General features: G+C 69.2%; 19 protein-coding genes. 14 read left to right on the top strand and 5 right to left on the bottom strand.

The genetic code is table 11. From position 1 onward, the window contains the following. The first annotated feature begins 6 nt into the window (after positions 1-6). The 6 genes from AC5Y30_RS15070 to AC5Y30_RS15095 all read left to right on the top strand — a co-directional run bounded on the left by AC5Y30_RS15070 (position 7) and on the right by AC5Y30_RS15095 (position 6004). Positions 7-525, top strand: a complete 519-nt coding sequence (locus AC5Y30_RS15070) for a dihydrofolate reductase (protein WP_499919316.1) — start codon at positions 7-9, stop codon at positions 523-525. Between the two features lie 108 nt (positions 526-633). Next, the gene (locus AC5Y30_RS15075) at positions 634-1305 is read left to right on the top strand and encodes a cell division protein DivIVA (protein WP_499919317.1); all 672 of its coding nucleotides are present in this window, start codon (positions 634-636) and stop codon (positions 1303-1305) included. Positions 1306-1340: 35 nt separating this feature from the next. Continuing rightward, entirely contained in the window at positions 1341-2564 is a 1224-nt protein-coding gene (locus tag AC5Y30_RS15080) for a winged helix-turn-helix domain-containing protein (protein ID WP_499919320.1), read from the top strand. A gap of 30 nt (positions 2565-2594) precedes the next feature. Next, positions 2595-3347, top strand: coding sequence for an FAD-dependent thymidylate synthase (gene thyX / locus AC5Y30_RS15085; protein WP_499919321.1), 753 nt, complete (start codon positions 2595-2597; stop codon positions 3345-3347). A 58-nt stretch (positions 3348-3405) separates the two neighbouring features. Further along, positions 3406-4308 carry a 4-hydroxy-tetrahydrodipicolinate synthase gene (gene dapA / locus AC5Y30_RS15090; protein ID WP_499919322.1) on the top strand — a complete coding sequence of 301 codons (903 nt, stop codon included), beginning with the start codon at positions 3406-3408 and terminating at the stop codon, positions 4306-4308. A 19-nt stretch (positions 4309-4327) separates the two neighbouring features. Then, on the top strand, positions 4328-6004 hold the full coding sequence (locus AC5Y30_RS15095; protein WP_499919323.1) for a ribonuclease J: 1677 nt from the start codon (positions 4328-4330) through the stop codon (positions 6002-6004). Between the two features lie 100 nt (positions 6005-6104). Here the strand turns inward: AC5Y30_RS15095 and AC5Y30_RS15100 are convergent, their stop codons facing one another. From AC5Y30_RS15100 to AC5Y30_RS15110, 3 genes are read right to left on the bottom strand one after another with little or no spacing between them, the layout of a single operon-like run. Further along, the gene (locus AC5Y30_RS15100; protein WP_499919325.1) at positions 6105-6977 is read right to left on the bottom strand and encodes an SAM-dependent methyltransferase; all 873 of its coding nucleotides are present in this window, start codon (positions 6975-6977) and stop codon (positions 6105-6107) included. Positions 6978-6982: 5 nt separating this feature from the next. Further along, complete coding sequence (locus AC5Y30_RS15105) at positions 6983-7813, bottom strand: mycofactocin-coupled SDR family oxidoreductase (RefSeq protein ID WP_499919326.1); 831 nt, start codon at positions 7811-7813, stop codon at positions 6983-6985. Further along, on the bottom strand, positions 7813-8127 hold the full coding sequence (locus AC5Y30_RS15110) for a putative quinol monooxygenase (RefSeq protein WP_499919327.1): 315 nt from the start codon (positions 8125-8127) through the stop codon (positions 7813-7815). The genes AC5Y30_RS15105 and AC5Y30_RS15110 overlap by 1 nt, the downstream gene beginning before the upstream one ends. 170 nt (positions 8128-8297) lie before the next feature. Between AC5Y30_RS15110 and AC5Y30_RS15115 the strand changes: the two genes are divergently transcribed. Beyond that, positions 8298-10796, top strand: coding sequence for a DNA translocase FtsK (locus tag AC5Y30_RS15115; RefSeq protein ID WP_499919328.1), 2499 nt, complete (start codon positions 8298-8300; stop codon positions 10794-10796). 77 nt (positions 10797-10873) lie between these two features. Here AC5Y30_RS15115 and AC5Y30_RS15120 read toward each other — a convergent pair whose 3' ends face one another. Continuing rightward, on the bottom strand, positions 10874-11407 hold the full coding sequence (locus AC5Y30_RS15120) for an amino-acid N-acetyltransferase (protein ID WP_499919329.1): 534 nt from the start codon (positions 11405-11407) through the stop codon (positions 10874-10876). Positions 11408-11445: 38 nt separating this feature from the next. Between AC5Y30_RS15120 and pgsA the strand changes: the two genes are divergently transcribed. From pgsA to pspM, 4 genes are all read left to right on the top strand, one after another. Then, positions 11446-12036 (top strand): CDP-diacylglycerol--glycerol-3-phosphate 3-phosphatidyltransferase, encoded by a 591-nt coding sequence (gene pgsA / locus AC5Y30_RS15125; protein WP_499919330.1) that lies wholly within the window; start codon positions 11446-11448, stop codon positions 12034-12036. Between the two features lie 115 nt (positions 12037-12151). Then, complete coding sequence (gene clgR, locus AC5Y30_RS15130; protein ID WP_499919331.1) at positions 12152-12478, top strand: transcriptional regulator ClgR; 327 nt, start codon at positions 12152-12154, stop codon at positions 12476-12478. A 133-nt stretch (positions 12479-12611) separates the two neighbouring features. Beyond that, a complete protein-coding gene (pspA, locus tag AC5Y30_RS15135) occupies positions 12612-13439 on the top strand; it encodes a phage shock protein PspA (protein WP_499919332.1) in 828 nt (275 codons plus the stop codon). Beyond that, positions 13429-14259, top strand: a complete 831-nt coding sequence (gene pspM / locus AC5Y30_RS15140; protein WP_499919333.1) for a phage shock envelope stress response protein PspM — start codon at positions 13429-13431, stop codon at positions 14257-14259. Before pspA ends, pspM begins: the two co-directional genes overlap by 11 nt. Positions 14260-14280: 21 nt before the next feature. Here the strand turns inward: pspM and AC5Y30_RS15145 are convergent, their stop codons facing one another. Beyond that, positions 14281-14712: a limonene-1,2-epoxide hydrolase family protein gene (locus AC5Y30_RS15145; protein WP_499919334.1), complete on the bottom strand. Its 432-nt coding sequence runs from the start codon at positions 14710-14712 to the stop codon at positions 14281-14283. 50 nt (positions 14713-14762) lie between these two features. Here AC5Y30_RS15145 and AC5Y30_RS15150 point away from each other — a divergent pair, with 50 nt between their 5' ends. From AC5Y30_RS15150 to AC5Y30_RS15160, 3 genes are read left to right on the top strand one after another with little or no spacing between them, the layout of a single operon-like run. Continuing rightward, positions 14763-15929: a glycosyltransferase gene (locus AC5Y30_RS15150; RefSeq protein ID WP_499919335.1), complete on the top strand. Its 1167-nt coding sequence runs from the start codon at positions 14763-14765 to the stop codon at positions 15927-15929. Positions 15930-15978: 49 nt separating this feature from the next. Continuing rightward, positions 15979-16251, top strand: a complete 273-nt coding sequence (locus AC5Y30_RS15155) for a hypothetical protein (RefSeq protein ID WP_499919336.1) — start codon at positions 15979-15981, stop codon at positions 16249-16251. A gap of 47 nt (positions 16252-16298) precedes the next feature. Next, positions 16299-16493, top strand: coding sequence for a DUF3046 domain-containing protein (locus tag AC5Y30_RS15160; protein WP_431602678.1), 195 nt, complete (start codon positions 16299-16301; stop codon positions 16491-16493). Position 16494 lies beyond the last annotated feature (1 nt).

Consider the following 16494-nt stretch of genomic DNA (forward strand, 5'->3'; position numbering starts at 1 on the left):
GCGCGTATGACCGAGGTGGGCCTGGTGTGGGCTCAGTCGACCTCCGGCGTCATCGGGCGCGATGGCGACATCCCCTGGAAAGTGCCGGAAGATCTGATGCGCTTCAAAGAGGTGACCATCGGGCACCCGGTGATCATGGGCCGGCGGACCTGGGATTCGTTGCCGGCGAAGGTGCGGCCCCTGCCGGGCCGGCGCAATGTGGTCCTGTCCCGCGACACCGGTTTCGTCGCCGACGGGGCGTGCGTGGTCGGCACCCTGGACGAAGCCCTCGCCACGGGGGGGCCCGAAACGTGGGTGATCGGCGGCGCACAGATTTATTTGCTGGCCCTGCCGTACGCCACGCGCTGTGAGGTCACCGAGATCGAAATCGATTTGCGACGCGATGACGACGATGCGCTGGCGCCGACGCTGGACGACACTTGGGTGGGTGAAACGGGGCAGTGGCGGGCCAGCCGCTCGGGCCTGCGGTATCGCTTCCACAGCTACCGTCGCAGCGCCGCGCACCCGGTCGCGCCCACGGCCTGACCTGACATACTCGGACCCGGGGTCGGTCGTACGGGGTCAATCAGGCGTTCGCATTAGGAGGGGGAATTGGCAGTGACACCCGAACCCAGGACGTTCGCGCGAAAATTCATGGGGTACGACGCGACCGCGGTCGATGCCCACGTCGAGATGCTGACCGCCAAGCAGCAACTGCTGCTTGACGACGTCGAGAGCCTACGTGCCCGGCTGCGGGAATCCGGCGAACAAACGGCCGCGCTGCGCAAGGAAGTGGCCGCTTTGACGGACACGTCGCCGTCGCCGCACGCGGTGCAGCAGCGGTTGGCGAAAATGCTGAGCCGCGCGGTCGACGAGGTGGCGGAGATGCAGGCCGAGGCGCGAGCAGAAGCGGATGCGCTGATCGCGGCGGCCGAGGCCGAGGCCGAAGAGACCCAGCGAAAGCGCGAGCAGATGGTGTCGGACATGGCCGCGGAGCGCGAAGCCATGGAAGCCGAATACCAGGTGACCAAGGAAAAGCTCGAAGCGGAGCTGACCAGCCTGCGCGAAGACGCCCAGCAGGCGCGTGAGCGGCTCCTCGCGGAGGCGAAGGAGAGGGCGGACCGGGATCGTGAGGAGGCCCGACGGGCCGTCGAGGAGGCGAGCCGGCAACGGATCCGGATCCTCGAACAGCTGATGGGCGTCTACCGCGACCTGAAAGCGGTTCCGGATGCCCTCGATGCCGCATACGACGAACAAAAGAATGCGCCCGAGACGGACACGATGGCGCGGTTGGACGAGAAAGTCAGCGCCGGCTCAGCGTCCTAACGCGGCATGTCGGACACGGCCGGTATTCTCGGCGCGTGTCGACCCGCAGGCTATCGGCCGCCCAAGCCCGGCGGATAGCCGTTGCGGCCCAAGGATTTACCGAACCCCGGCCCGGTGGCGAGGTCACCCGGGCCCACCTGAAGCGGTTGATCTCCAGAATTCAGGTGCTGCAACTGGATTCGGTCTCGGTGGCGGTGCGCGCACACTACGCGCCGGTGTTCAGCCGGCTCGGCCCCTACGACCGTGACGTGCTCGACCGCGCCGCCTGGGGCCCGCGGTCGTCGCGGCTGCTGGCGGAGTACTGGGCGCACGAGGCCGCGCTGATGGCCGTCGAGGACTGGCCGCTGCTGCGCTGGCGGATGCGCCAGTACTCCCACGGCCGGTGGGGCACCCACATCGTCAAGGCCAACCCGGAACTTGCCGACAAGATCGTCGCCGCCGTCGCCGAACTCGGGCCCAGCACCGCCGGGCAGATCGAGGCCCATCTGGAAGCCGAAACACGCGGGCCCAGGGGAAGCTGGTGGGGCAGCCGCAGCGACACCAAGTGGGTGGCCGAGGCGCTGTTCTCGGCCGGCGTGCTCACCACCGCCACCCGGGTGGGCTTCGCTCGCCACTACGACTTGGTGGAACGGGTGCTGCCGGCCGGCGTGCTGGCCCGCGAGGTCGACGACCACGAGGCGATCCGCGAGCTCGCGCTGCGGGCCGCCACCGCGTTGGGCGTGGGCACCGAGGCCGACATCCGCGACTACTTTCGGCTGTCGGCGCAACAGATCAAGCCGGCGATCGCCGCACTGGTGGCCGCCGGAGACATCGAGCCGGCCGACGTCGACGGCTGGTCCGCACCGGCCTATCTGCGGGCGGGGCGCACGGTGCCCCGCACCGACCGCGGCACCGCGTTGCTGTGCCCGTTCGACCCACTCATCTTCTTTCGCCCACGCGTCGAGCGATTGTTCGAATTCCATTACCGCATAGAGATTTACACCCCGGCCGCCAAGCGGCGGTACGGCTACTACGTGTGGCCGCTACTCATGGACGGACGACTGGTGGCGCGGGTCGACCTCAAGGCCGACCGCGCCGCCGACTCGCTGCGGGTCCTGGGTGCGTTCGGCGAGCCCGGTGTGACCAAGCCCCGCGTCGCCGCGGCGCTGGCCCGTGAGTGCGAGTCCATGGCGTCGTGGCTGGGCCTGGGCGGGTTGAGCGTCGCCGGCCGCGGAGATCTGGCCGCCGAGCTGCGCGCGGCGGCCAAGCGGGTCAGTTGAGGCCAGCGTCGCCGGGCTAAGGTGAGCGCCGTGGCCGAGATCGCGCCGCTGCGCGTGCAACTGATCGCCAAGACCGACTTCTTGGCACCCCCCGACGTGCCGTGGGCCACCGACGCCGACGGCGGGGCCGCGCTGGTCGAGTTCGCCGGCCGGGCCTGCTACCAGAGCTGGTCGAAACCGAACCCCAAGACCGCGACCAACGCCGGCTACATCAAGCACATCATCGATGTCGGCCACTTCTCGGTGCTCGAACACGGGAGTGTGTCGTTCTACATCACCGGCATCTCGCGATCGTGCACCCATGAGCTGATTCGGCATCGGCACTTCTCCTATTCGCAGCTGTCGCAGCGCTACGTCCCCGAGAAGGAATCGCACGTCGTCCTGCCGCCGGGCATGGAAGACGATCCGGAACTGCAGCGGATCCTGGCCGCGGCCGCGGACGCCAGCCGCGCCACCTACACCGAGCTGCTGGCGAAGCTGGAGGCGAAGTTCGCGGACCAACCGAACGCGGTGTTGCGTCGCAAACAGGCCCGCCAGGCGGCCCGCTCCGTGCTGCCCAACGCGACTGAAACCCGCATCGTCGTCACCGGCAACTACCGGGCGTGGCGCCACTTCATCGCGATGCGCGCCAGCGAGCACGCCGACGTGGAGATCCGGCGGCTCGCCATCGAGTGCCTGCGGCAGTTGACCGGCGTGGCGCCGGCGGTGTTCGCCGACTTCGAAATCTCCACGCTGGCCGACGGCACCGAGGTCGCGACCAGCCCGCTGGCGACCGAAGCCTGATGCGCCGGCGCGCAACGCGGATGCTAATCACCTTGCCGGGGCCAGGTAACCTAGCAGCGTGAGCACGGTCGGATTCGACGCCCCAGCGCGGTTGGGGACCTTGCTGACCGCGATGGTCACGCCGTTTGACCGCGACGGCTCCGTCGACATCGCCGCCGCCGCACAGCTGGCCAATCACCTGATCGACGCCGGCTGTGACGGGCTGGTGGTTTCCGGAACCACGGGCGAGTCCCCGACCACCACCGACGACGAGAAGCGTGAACTGCTGCGCGTCGTGCTGGAGGCGGTCGGCGACCGGGCCCGCGTCATCGCCGGTGCGGGCACCTATGACACCGCCCACAGCGTCCGCCTGGCCAAGGCATGCGCGGCCGAGGGCGCCCACGGGCTGCTGGTGGTCACGCCGTACTACTCGAAGCCGCCCCAGAGCGGGCTGATCGCCCACTTCACCACCGTCGCCGACGCGACCGACCTGCCCGTGCTGCTCTACGACATCCCGCCGCGTTCGGTGATACCGATCCAGCCCGAGACCATCCGCGCGCTGGCCGCCCACCCCAACATCGTCGGGATCAAGGACGCGAAGGCCGACCTGCACAGCGGCGGCCAGATCATCGCCGACACCGGCCTGGCCTACTACTCGGGCGACGACGCGCTGAACCTGCCGTGGCTGGCCATGGGCGCCACCGGATTCATCAGCGTGATTTCGCACGTGGCCGCCGGACAACTTCGGGAAATGTTGGCCGCCTTCAGCTCCGGGGACATCGCCACCGCCCGCAAGATCAACGCCACCGTCGCCCCGCTGTGCGACGCGATGGCCCGCCTGGGCGGGGTGACCCTGTCGAAGGCCGGTCTGCGTCTGCAAGGTATCGACGTCGGCGATCCGCGACTGCCGCAAATGCCCGCGACACCAGAACAACTCGACGAGTTGGCCGCGGACATGCGAGCGGCCTCGGTGCTGCGGTGACCCGGGGAGTTTCCGAGAAGTGGATGTAGACCTCGCCCCGCCAGGCCCTTTGGCCACGGGAGGGTTGCGGGTCACTGCACTGGGTGGCATCAGCGAAATCGGCCGCAACATGACGGTTTTCGAGCATCTGGGCCGCCTGTTGGTCATCGACTGCGGGGTGATGTTCCCCACCCATGACGAACCCGGGGTGGATCTGATCCTGCCGGATCTGCGTCACATCGAAGACCGGCTCGACGACATCGAGGCGCTGGTGCTCACGCACGCCCACGAGGACCACATCGGCGGCATTCCGTTCCTGCTCAAGTTGCGCCCCGACATTCCGGTGGTCGGCTCGAAGTTCACGCTGGCGCTGGTCGCCGCGAAGTGCCGCGAGCACCGCCTCAAGCCCGTGTTCGTCGAGGTGGCCGAGGGCCAGAAGAGCAGTCACGGCGTGTTCGAATGTCAATACTTCGCCGTCAACCACTCCATTCCCGACGCGCTGGCGATCGCCGTGCACACCGGGGCGGGGACGATCCTGCACACCGGTGACATCAAGCTCGACCAGCTTCCTCTGGACGGCCGCCCGACCGACCTGCCCGGCATGTCGAGGCTCGGTGACGCCGGCGTGGACCTGTTTCTTTGTGACTCAACCAATTCCGAGCATCCCGGCGTCGGGCCCTCGGAAAGTGAAGTGGGCCCGACGCTGCACCGCTTGATCCGCGGTGCCGAAGGCCGGGTCATCGTGGCATGCTTCGCCTCCAACGTGGACCGGGTGCAGCAAATCATCGATGCCGCAGTCGCTTTGGGCCGGCGGGTGTCGTTCGTCGGCCGATCGATGGTGCGCAACATGGGAATCGCCCGGGAACTCGGATTCCTGCGGGTGGCCGACTCGGACGTGATCGACATCGGCGCCGCCGAGATGATGCCGCCCGAGCAGGTGGTGCTGATTACTACCGGCACCCAGGGCGAACCGATGTCGGCGCTGTCGCGGATGTCGCGGGGCGAGCACCGCAGCATCACGCTGACCGCGGGCGACCTGGTGGTGCTGGCGTCCTCGCTGATCCCGGGCAACGAGGAAGCGGTCTACGGCGTCATCGACGAGCTCGCCAAGATCGGGGCCCGCGTCGTGACCAATGCGCAAGCCCGCGTGCATGTTTCGGGCCACGCCTACGCCGGGGAACTGTTGTTTCTGTACAACGGGATTCGGCCGCGCCACGTCATGCCCGTGCACGGGACGTGGCGCATGCTGCGCGCCAACGCCAAACTGGCGGCTCGTACCGGCGTGCCGGAGGAGTCGATCCTGCTGGCCGAGAACGGGGTGAGCGTCGACCTGGTCGCCGGCAAGGCCTCGATCGCCGGCGCGGTGCCGGTCGGCAAGATGTTCGTCGACGGCCTGATCAACGGCGACGTCGGCGACATCACGCTGGGCGAACGGCTCATCCTGTCGTCGGGTTTCGTGGCGGTGACCGTGGTGGTCGCGCGCGGCACCGGCCGCCCGGTCGCCCCGCCGCACCTGCATTCGCGCGGGTTCTCCGAGGATCCGAAGGCGCTGGAGCCCGCCGTGCGCAGGGTAGAGGCCGAGCTGGAAGCGCTGCAGGCCGAGAACATCACCGATCCGAGTCGCATCGCCCAGGGGGTGCGGCGCACCGTCGGCAAGTGGGTGGGCGAAACCTACCGCAGGCAGCCGATGATCGTGCCGACCGTCATCGAGGTCTAGCGGCGACCTCTCGGCGTAGGCCGACGCGCGAGACTTAAACCATTGCGATGATGGCCGGCGTGTCGTCGCAGACGTTTAAGTGTCGCGCAGGACTCTGCGCTCAGAGCTTCTCGGCGTAGGCCGACCACTCCAGTTGCGACGCTGTGAGTTTGCGGCCGGTGGGCTCGACATAACGCTCGACGAGCTCGTCGGGACCGGCCTGCTCCACCAGCCGCCAGCCGTACTCGGCGAGGAACGCCGCGACGTCGTCGGGCTGCAAGCCGAAATGCCACAGTTGCCGGCGCTGGCGTACGGTGCGGTACAGCGTCCGGGTGCCATACCGGTTGGTGCCGTCGATGAAATCGCTACGGACGTAGGTGAACACCAGACGGCTGCCCGGCGCGGTTGCGCGCAGCCCGTCCAGCGTGCGCCGGACGGTGGCTTCGGTGAGGTATTGGGTGACGCCTTCGCAGATGAAGAACGCCCGGTAGTCGGTGCGGTAACCGTGCTCGGCGAGCGAGGTGAGCAGGTCGTCATGCTCGAGGTTCAACGCCACCAACCGAACCGACAGCGGCGGCTCGCCGAGCACGCGGCGGACCGTCTTGAGCTTCCTCGCCACGTTGACCGGCAGGTCGACCTCGAACACCGGAATGCGGACCCGCCGCGTCAACTGGTAGGCGCGGGTGTCCAGGCCCGCTCCGAGGATGACGACGGCGTTGACGTCGTCGAGTGATTCCTGGACCTTGTCGGTGATGAAACGCTTGCGGCACGCCAGATTCGCCCACAGTCCCGGACCGGTGAACTCCGAGCCGCGGATCATCAACCGCCGAACCGGCGCGAACCGGGTCGCCCCGACGAGCCACCGCAGCGGCGCGGGCAGGAAGAGTTCGGCGAAGTCGTCGTCGACCAGGCGGCGGCCGGGCGGCTCGTTCTGCTCGACCGCGGCCAGTAACATCGGGCCAAATGCCGTCTGCGCGACCGGGTTTCGTGCCATCGCCATTACTTGTTCAAGAAACCCGCGTCGACGGGCAGGGTTACCCCGGTGATGTAGCGCGCCTGGTCGGACACCAGCCACGCCACCGCGTTGGCGACGTCCTCGACGTCCAGCACCTCCACCGGCATGGCGTTGCCCATCGCGCCCGGCGTGTCCGTCGCGGCGGCCATCTTGGCCAGCCACTCCCGGGTGAATTCGTTGTTGATCATCGGCGTCTCGACGCCGGACGGGTGGATCGAGTTGACCCGGATCATCTGCCCGGCAAGCAGATTCGCGTAGACACGCATCAGCCCGACCACACCGTGCTTGGCGGCGGCGTAGCCGACGGAACCGGCGTCCGGGCTGCCGACCCCGGCCAGCCCGGCGCTCGAACTGATCAGCACGATCGACCCGCCGGTGCCCTGCTTGACCATCGTGGGTATCGCGACCTTGATGGTGTGGTAGACGCCGGTGAGGTTGACGTCGATGACGTCGTGCCAGCCGTCGTCACCGGATTGCATGGGGGCGATCCCGGCGTTGGCCACCACGATGTCGAGGCGGCCGAACTCGTCCAGGCCCGCCTGCAAGGCGGCCGCCAGCGATTCGCGGTCGCGGACGTCGCCGCGAGCGGCCACGATCCGCGCGCCGGTGTCTTGCACCAGCTTCACCGTGGCGGCCAAGTCCTCGGGGGTGGCCAGCGGGTAGGGGACGCTGGCGATCTGGTCGCACAGGTCGACGGCGATGATGTCGGCGCCGTCGGCGGCCAGCCGCACCGCGTGCGCGCGGCCCTGCCCGCGCGCGGCGCCGGTGATGAAGGCGACTTTGCCTTTCAGGGGGCCTTCTGGCGAGCGGGCCATCAGGGCCGCAACTGGCCTTTGGCCGGGTCGCCGGCCGACACCGGCTGCAGCATCTTGATGTCGGGGGCGCCGACGAGGTGCTCACCCGCCGCGGTGAACATCTTGCCGATCGCCGGCGCGGTGCTGTGCGCCTTGAGCGCCTCGGCGTCTGCCCACTGCTCGACGAAGACGAAGGTCTCGTCGGACTGGTGCAGCGAATACAACTGGCAGCCCGGCTCGTCGTGCACTTCTTCGACCGCCCGCGTGAGGATGTCGCGAACGGTGTCGACCGACTCGGGTTTGACAGTCATGGTGGCGACGACGACAACGGGCATTGATGGCCTCCTGGGCGCTGTGGGATCCGGTGACGAGCACGACTTCTCGCAACCGAATGTCACCCTACTCACGCGATTTGGCGCCCCGGCCGCACCGTGCCTGACAAGGCCGGAGGGTTACCAGTGTGGCGGGTGGTGTAGATGATGCCGTTGCGACTACCCTTGCCGTCATGCCCAGTAAGACCGCCGCCCGCTCCGGAAGCCGAACGAGCAGGTCAAAGGCCACTTCGCGCGCCAGCGGGTCCCGGGGTGCGCGCCCGGCGGCGCCCCGCAAGAAGGTCAGCAAGCCCGCCCGGCGGCGCAATCACGCCCCGCTGGTCGGGGCCGGACTGACGTGTGGTCGCGCCATCCGCGCGATCTGGTTGATGGCCGCCCGGGGGACCGGCGGCGCGGCCCGGTCGATCGGGCGAGCCCACGACATCGATCCCGGGCATCGCCGCGATGGCATCGCGCTGGTACTGCTGGGCTTTTCCGTGGTGGTCGTCGCGAGCTCGTGGTTCCACGCCGCCGGACCGGTCGGCACGTGGGTCGACACGCTGCTGCGGACCTTCATCGGCGCCGGTGTGCTGGCGCTGCCGGCGGCCACCGCGGCGGTGGCGGTGACCCTGATGCGCACCGAGCCCAACCCGGATGTGCGCCCCCGGCTGATCCTCGGCACCAGCCTGATCACGCTGTCGGTCCTCGGTTTGCGCCACCTGTGGTCGGGCTCGCCGGGGGACCCGGAGGCGCGCCGCCGCGCGGCCGGTTTCATCGGCTTCGCCATCGGCGGCCCGCTCTCGGACGGGCTCACGCCCTGGATTGCCGCGCCGTTGTTGTTCATCGGGTTCATGTTCGGCCTGTTGCTGCTGACCGGAACCACCATCCGGGAGGTGCCCGACGTGGTGCGGGCCATGTTCGGCACCCGGCTGGTCGGCGACGACGAGCCGTACGACTACGCGGACGAGTTCGACGACGACGCCGAAGCGGCCCACGACGACGACTACGACGACGCTCCTTCGGTTCCCGAGTCGGCCGCCTGGTCGCCGGACGACGAGGCCGAGGCCGCGCTGCAGGACGACATCCCGACCGTGCCCGAACCCGCCATCCAGCCCGCCCTGCAGGCGTCGCGGGGCCGCAAGCGCGGCCGGTCGGCGGGCAAGCACGACACCGTGGAACTCGACCGGATCGTCGAGGGTCCCTACACGCTGCCCTCGCTCAGCCTGCTGGTGGCGGGCGATCCGCCCAAGAAGCGCAGCGCCGCCAACAACGTCATGGCCGACGCCATCACCGAGGTGCTGACCCAGTTCAAGGTCGACGCCGCCGTGACCGGCTGCACCCGCGGGCCGACCGTCACCCGCTACGAGGTCGAGCTGGGACCGGGCGTGAAGGTCGAGAAGATCACCGCCCTGCAGAAGAACATCGCCTACGCGGTGGCCACCGAGAGCGTGCGCATGCTGGCGCCGATCCCCGGCAAGTCGGCTGTGGGCATCGAGGTGCCCAACACCGACCGAGAGATGGTGCGGCTGGCCGACGTGCTCACCGCTCCCTCGACCCGGCGCGACCACCACCCGCTGGTGATCGGGCTCGGCAAGGACATCGAGGGCGACTTCATCTCGGCCAACCTGGCCAAGATGCCGCACCTGCTGGTGGCCGGCTCGACCGGATCCGGTAAGTCCAGCTTCGTCAACTCGATGCTGGTGTCGCTGCTGGCGCGCGCGACCCCGGAGGAGGTCAGGATGATCCTGATCGACCCGAAAATGGTGGAACTCACGCCGTACGAAGGCATTCCGCACCTGATCACCCCGATCATCACGCAGCCCAAGAAGGCGGCCGCCGCGCTGGCGTGGCTGGTCGAGGAGATGGAGCAGCGCTACCAGGACATGCAGGCGTCCCGGGTGCGGCACATCGACGACTTCAACGAGAAGGTGCGCGCCGGTGTCATCACCGCGCCGCTGGGCAGCCAGCGTGAATACCGGCCCTACCCGTATGTGGTGGCGATCGTCGACGAGCTGGCCGACCTGATGATGACGGCGCCGCGCGACGTCGAGGACGCCATCGTGCGGATCACCCAAAAGGCCCGGGCCGCAGGCATTCACCTGGTGCTGGCCACCCAGCGCCCGTCGGTGGACGTGGTCACCGGTCTGATCAAGACGAACGTGCCGTCCCGGCTGGCGTTCGCCACGTCGTCGCTGACCGACAGCCGCGTCATCCTGGACCAGGCCGGCGCCGAAAAACTGATCGGCATGGGCGACGGCCTGTTTCTGCCGATGGGCGCGGGCAAGCCGATCCGGTTGCAGGGCGCGTTCATCACCGACGAGGAGATCCAGGCCGTCGTCACCGCCTGCAAGGACCAGGCCGAGCCCGAGTACACCGAGGGCGTCACGACCGCCAAGCCCACCGGGGAACGCACCGACGTCGACCCCGACATCGGCGACGACATGGACGTGTTCCTGCAGGCCGTCGAGCTGGTGGTGTCCAGCCAGTTCGGCTCCACCTCGATGTTGCAGCGCAAGCTGCGCGTCGGCTTCGCCAAGGCCGGCCGGCTGATGGACCTGATGGAGACCCGCGGCATCGTCGGACCGTCGGAGGGCTCCAAGGCGCGCGAGGTGCTGATCAAGCCCGACGAGCTGGCCGGAACGCTGGCGTTGATCCGGGGCGGAAGCGACGCCGACGGGGGCGACCCGGAATAGCGGCCGGGTTCAACGCCGAGCGTGCACTCAAGGCGAAGAACTGGCCGGAATCCCGCCGCCAGTTCACGCTCGGCGTTCTACAACACCAGCAGCATCCGCGAGTTGCCGAGGATGTTCGGCTTGACGTAGCTGAGGTCCAGGAATTCGGCGACACCGATGTCGTAGGAGCGGCACATCTCCTCGAAGACCTCGGCGGTGACCGGCGTGCCCTCGATCTCGGTGAATCCGTGCCGGGCGAAGAACTCGGTTTCGAACGTCAACACGAACAGCCGCTTGAGCTGCAGCTCGCGGGCGACCTCCAGCAGCCGGTCGACGATCGCGTGGCCGATGCCGTGGCCGGTCAGCGCCGGGCTGACGGCGACGGTGCGCACCTCGCCGAGGTCCGACCACAACACGTGCAGCGCGCCGCAACCGACCACCTGGCCCTCGTGTTCGGCCACCCAGAATTCCTGGACGGCCTCGTACAACGTCACGAGGTTCTTCTCCAGCAGGATCTTTCCCGCATAGGTGTCGACCAAGTGTTTGATGGCCGGCACGTCGGACGTTCGCGCGCGCCGAACCAGCGGCCGAGGACGCTGCGGATCATGGGTCACGGCTAACAGTATCGACATCGCAACCGGGTGTGCTGGTCAACCGCTATTCTGTTGCCGTGTCGGGGCAGCCGCAGACGGGTCCGGCGGCAGGCCGCGCGAACATCGCCAATTTGGCCAATACGCTGACCCTGTTGCGGCTCGTCCTGGTGCCGATCTTCTTGCTCGCGCTGTTCGCCGGGGACGGCCATCAAAGCGGTTTCCGGGTGGTTGCTTTCGTGATCTTCGCGGCCGCCTGCATCACCGATCGGCTCGACGGCCTGCTGGCCCGCAACTACGGCATGGCAACCGAATTCGGCGCTTTCGTCGACCCGATCGCAGACAAGACACTGGTGGGGTCGGCGCTGATCGGGCTGTCGATGCTCGGTGAACTGCCGTGGTGGGTCACGGTCGTGATCCTGGCCCGCGAGTTCGGGGTCACCGTGCTGCGACTGGCCGTGATTCGTCGCGGCGTCATCCCGGCCAGTTGGGGCGGCAAACTCAAGACCGTGGTGCAGGTGCTGGCCATCGGATTGTTCGTACTGCCCCTGGCGGGGCCCTTCCGGGTGGCCGCGGCGGTGGTGATGGCCGCGGCGATCGTGCTCACCGTCATCACGGGTATCGACTACGTCGTCTCGACCGTCCGGGAAGTACGCCGCACACCCGGCTGATTCCGGCGGCGCCAAATGGGAACCAGACCACCGCCGACGGCGTTCACCTAGAGAGCCCCTGCCGGAGGCAAGCGAGTACGTGCCGCGCAGGGCCGACTGGACGAAGGAGGGCGGGATGCCGCCATTGGTGCGCGAGGTCATCGGCGACGTGCTGCGCGAGGCCCGCACGACACAGGGCAGGACGCTGCGCGAGGTGTCCGATTCGGCGCGGGTGAGCCTCGGATACCTGTCCGAGGTCGAGCGCGGCCGCAAGGAGCCATCCAGCGAGCTGCTGAACGCGATCTGCGACGCGTTGGACGTCCCGCTGTCGTCGGTTCTCACCCACGCCGGCGAGCGGATGGCCAGCGAAGAACGTGCGGCCGTCGGCGCGCCCGCGGATGGGACCGCCAGCACCAGCATCAAGGTCGTCATCCCGCCGGTGGCGTCGTTGGCGCTCGCCTGAGCGCCGGGACCCGATCCGCGTAAGGGGTGGGGCGATCGGCGCCGACCCGTTAAATTGAGCGACAGGCGCAGAGCCCGTTCAGGCCCATCCGGGGACCCTCCGGATCCTCAAGAAGCGAAGGTGGAGCTCACTCATGGCCAATCCGTTCGTCAAGGCGTGGAAGTACCTCGCGGCGCTGTTCAACGCCAAGATCGACGAGCACGCAGACCCCAAAGTCCAGATCCAGCAGGCCATCGAGGAAGCGCAACGCACGCATCAGGCGCTGACCCAGCAGGCCGCGCAGGTCATCGGCAACCAGCGGCAACTGGAGATGCGGCTGAACCGTCAGCTGGCGGATGTGGAGAAGCTGCAGGTCAACGTCCGTCAGGCGTTGACGCTGGCCGATCAGGCGACCGCGTCCGGTGACACCGCGAAGGCCACCGAGTACAACAACGCCGCCGAGGCGTTCGCCGCCCAGCTGGTGACCGCCGAGCAGAGCGTCGAAGACCTAAAAACGCTGCACGACCAGGCGCTGGGCGCGGCCGCGCAGGCCAAGAAGGCCGTCGAGCAGAACGCCATGGTGCTTCAGCAGAAGATCGCCGAGCGCACCAAGCTGCTCAGCCAGCTCGAGCAGGCCAAGATGCAGGAGCAGGTGAGCGCGTCGCTGCAGTCGATGAGCGACCTCGCCGCCCCCGGCAACGTTCCCAGCCTCGACGAGGTGCGCGATAAGATCGAGCGGCGGTATGCCAACGCGATCGGGGCGGCCGAGCTCGCGCAGGGTTCGGTGCAGGGCCGGATGCTCGAGGTCGAGCAGGCCGGCGTCCAAATGGCCGGCCATTCGCGGCTGGAGCAGATTCGCGCCTCGATGCGTGGCGAGGCCCTGCCGACCGGTGGCGCGCCGGCCGCTCCCACCACCCCCGCCACCCCAGCGCCCGCGGAAAGCGCGGGCGGCTCGGTCGCCGAGAAGCCGCTTGGCCAGTAGTCGAAGCGTCGTTGCGGTGAAAGCAGCACAGCCCGGGCCGTGGCGTGCGCTGCTGCACCGCGGGCTGGCCACCGCGGCCGACCTCTCCGACTTGGTGGCCCGCCGGATCAGCGCGGTCGCGGACCCGCGCGCACGCCAGCTGCGTCGCCGTCGCCGCGCGCTTCGCTGGGGACTGATCTTCAGTGCCGGGTGTGTGTTCTGGGCGGCGGTGACGATGCTGCTGGCGGCCTGGGGTTGGTTCGCACTGCTGCTGGAAATCACCGGGGGCGTCGCGGTTTTCATGGCCATCCCCGCGACGCTGTTGCTGCTTCGCTATCGCTGGCTGCGGTCCGAGTCGTTGCCGATACCCCGGGCCGCGGGCGCGCGCCGGCTGCCGCCGCCGGGTTCGGCGGCGCGCCCCGCGATGTACGCGTTGGGGGCCTCGGAGCGAGGGTTTACGTCATTGGTGGCCGTGATCGAGCGGGGCGCGATGTTGCCCGCGGCCGAGATCCGCGACCTGACCGCGGCCGCCACCAGGACCTCGGCGGCCATGGCGTCCACCGCGGCACAGGTGGTGTCGATGGAGCGGGCGGCGCAGGCCAGCGAGGAATCGCGGTCGTATCTGGTGCCCACCATCAACGCGTTCACCGCGCAGCTGTCCGCCGGCGTCCGCCAGTACAACGAAATGGTCACCGCGGCAGCGCAATTGGTGTCCTCGGCGAACGGCGATGGATCCGCGGCATCGCAGCAGTATCGCGTCGAGCTGGCCGGCGCGACCGATCGCCTGGTCGGCTGGGCGCAGGCGTTCGACGAACTCGGCGGATTGCGCGGGACGGGCTAGCGTGCCGCGCGGATCATATTGCTAGAACGACGCTTTGAGCGACGGCAGCAGCAGCGCCGCCAGACCGCGGGCGGTGGCCTTGAGCATGTCGAAGAAGTCGAAGTAGTCCCGCCACAACGTGATCCGCCCGTTGTGGACCTCGAACACGCCGCACACCCAGAACTGCAGCCGCAGCGGGCCGAAGATCAGCGCGTCGGTGCGTTCGGTGAGCACCGCGCCGCCGTCGGCCGCGATGCGATGGATCTTCACCTCGAAGGCGGCGCGGCCCTCCATCTGGCGAAACAACTTCATGGCCCTGGCCCGGCCACGGATGGTGGGCAGGCCGACGTTTTCGTAGACGAGGTCGTCGGCCAGCGCGGCGTCGGCGGCGTCGTAATCCGCGTCCTGCAGGGCGTACAGGAATCCTTCGACCGTACGGGTGTTCGCAACGGTTGTGCCAGTCAGCTCGGTCATCTTGCCAGCGTAGGCGCGGGGCGATCGGGCGCTGTGGCAGGGTGAGCACGATGCGCCTCGCCGTGGTCGCCGGGCCGGATCCCGGGCATTCGTTCCCGGCCATTGCGCTGTGCCGGCGCTTCGCCGCAGCCGGAGACGAGCCCACGCTGTTCACCGGCCCCGAATGGCTCGACACCGCGCGTGCCGCCGGCGTGAAGGCCGTCGAGCTGGACGGGTTGGTGGCCACCGACGAAGACGTCGACGCCGGGGCCCGCATCCACCGGCGCGCCGCGCGGATGGCCGTGCTCAACGTGCCCGCGCTGCGCGACCTGGCGCCCGACCTGGTGGTGTCGGACGTCATCACCGCCGGCGGCGGCATGGCCGCCGAACTGCTGGGCATCCCGTGGATCGAGCTCAACCCGCATCCGCTGTACCTGCCGTCGAAGGGCCTGCCGCCGATTGGCAGCGGGCTGGCGCCGGGCACCGGCATCCGGGGCCGGCTGCGCGACGCCACGATGCGCGCGCTGACGGCGCGATCCGTGCGCACCGGCCTGCAGCAGCGCGCGGACGCGCGCGTCGAGATCGGGCTGCCGGCGCGCGACCCGGGGCCGCTGCGGCGGCTGATTGCGACGCTGCCCGCGCTGGAAGTATCCCGCCCCGACTGGCCAGCCGAGGCCGTCGTGGTCGGGCCGCTGCATTTCGAGCCGACCGACCGGATCCTCGAGGTCCCGGCCGGCTCCGGGCCGGTCGTGGTCGTCGCGCCCTCGACCGCCGTGATCGGGACCGAGGGCCTCGCCGAGGTCGCGCTGGGGTGCTTGACGCCGGGGGAGACCCTGCCGGCGGGATCGCGCCTGCTGGTGTCGCGGTTGGACGGACCGGAGCTGACGGTGCCGCCGTGGGCGACGGTAGGGCTGGGACGTCAGGACGAGTTGTTGGCGCATGCCGACCTGGTGATCTGCGGTGGCGGCCACGGCATGGTGGCCAAGACGCTGCTGGCCGGCGTGCCGCTGGTGGTGGTGCCCGGCGGCGGCGACCAGTGGGAGATCGCCAACCGGGTGCTGCGCCAGGGCGGCGCGCGGCTGATCCGGCCGCTGACCGCCGACGCGCTGGTGGCCGCCGTGAACGAGGTGCTGTCATCGCCCCGCTACCGGGCGGCGGCGCGGACGGCGGCCGCCGGCATCGCCGACGTCGCCGATCCGGTCCGGGTGTGCCGCGACGCGCTCGCGGTGACCGGATGATCCGCCGCTCGCGGTCCCGGCCGACCTATGCTTCGGCGGGAGGCAGCCGATGAAGATCATCACGACAATCGCCGCCGGCGCCCTGCTGGCGGGGACGCTGGGCGGTGCAACCGTGGCGCACGCCGACAGCCCCGAGGAACAGCAGGCGTGCCAGTTGATGGACGATCCGGCCGCCGCCCAGCAGGGACTAGCGCCTGCCGAGTACGCCTTCATGCAATTGCGCGCCACCATGTCTGCTCAACGCGCGCGCGACGTGATGTCGATTGCGGTGCATGAGGACTGCCCGAATCACATCATCGACCTGCCGGCCAGCTGGAGGTAGCGGCCGCTCAGGTGTCCCATGTACGCGGGCTGGGTATGTTGACTGGCGTGCGGCTGACGGAGTTTCACGAGCGGGTAGTACTGCGCTTCGGCACCACCTATGGGTCCTCGGTGCTGGTGGATCACGTGCTGACCGGCTTCGACGGACGCACGGCCGCTCAGGCCATCGAGGCGGGCATCGAGCCCCGCGACGTCTGGCGGGCGTTGTGCGTGGACTTCGACGTGCCCCGGGATCAGTGGTGAG

It is taken from the genome of Mycobacterium sp. NGS27 (assembly GCF_059813005.1).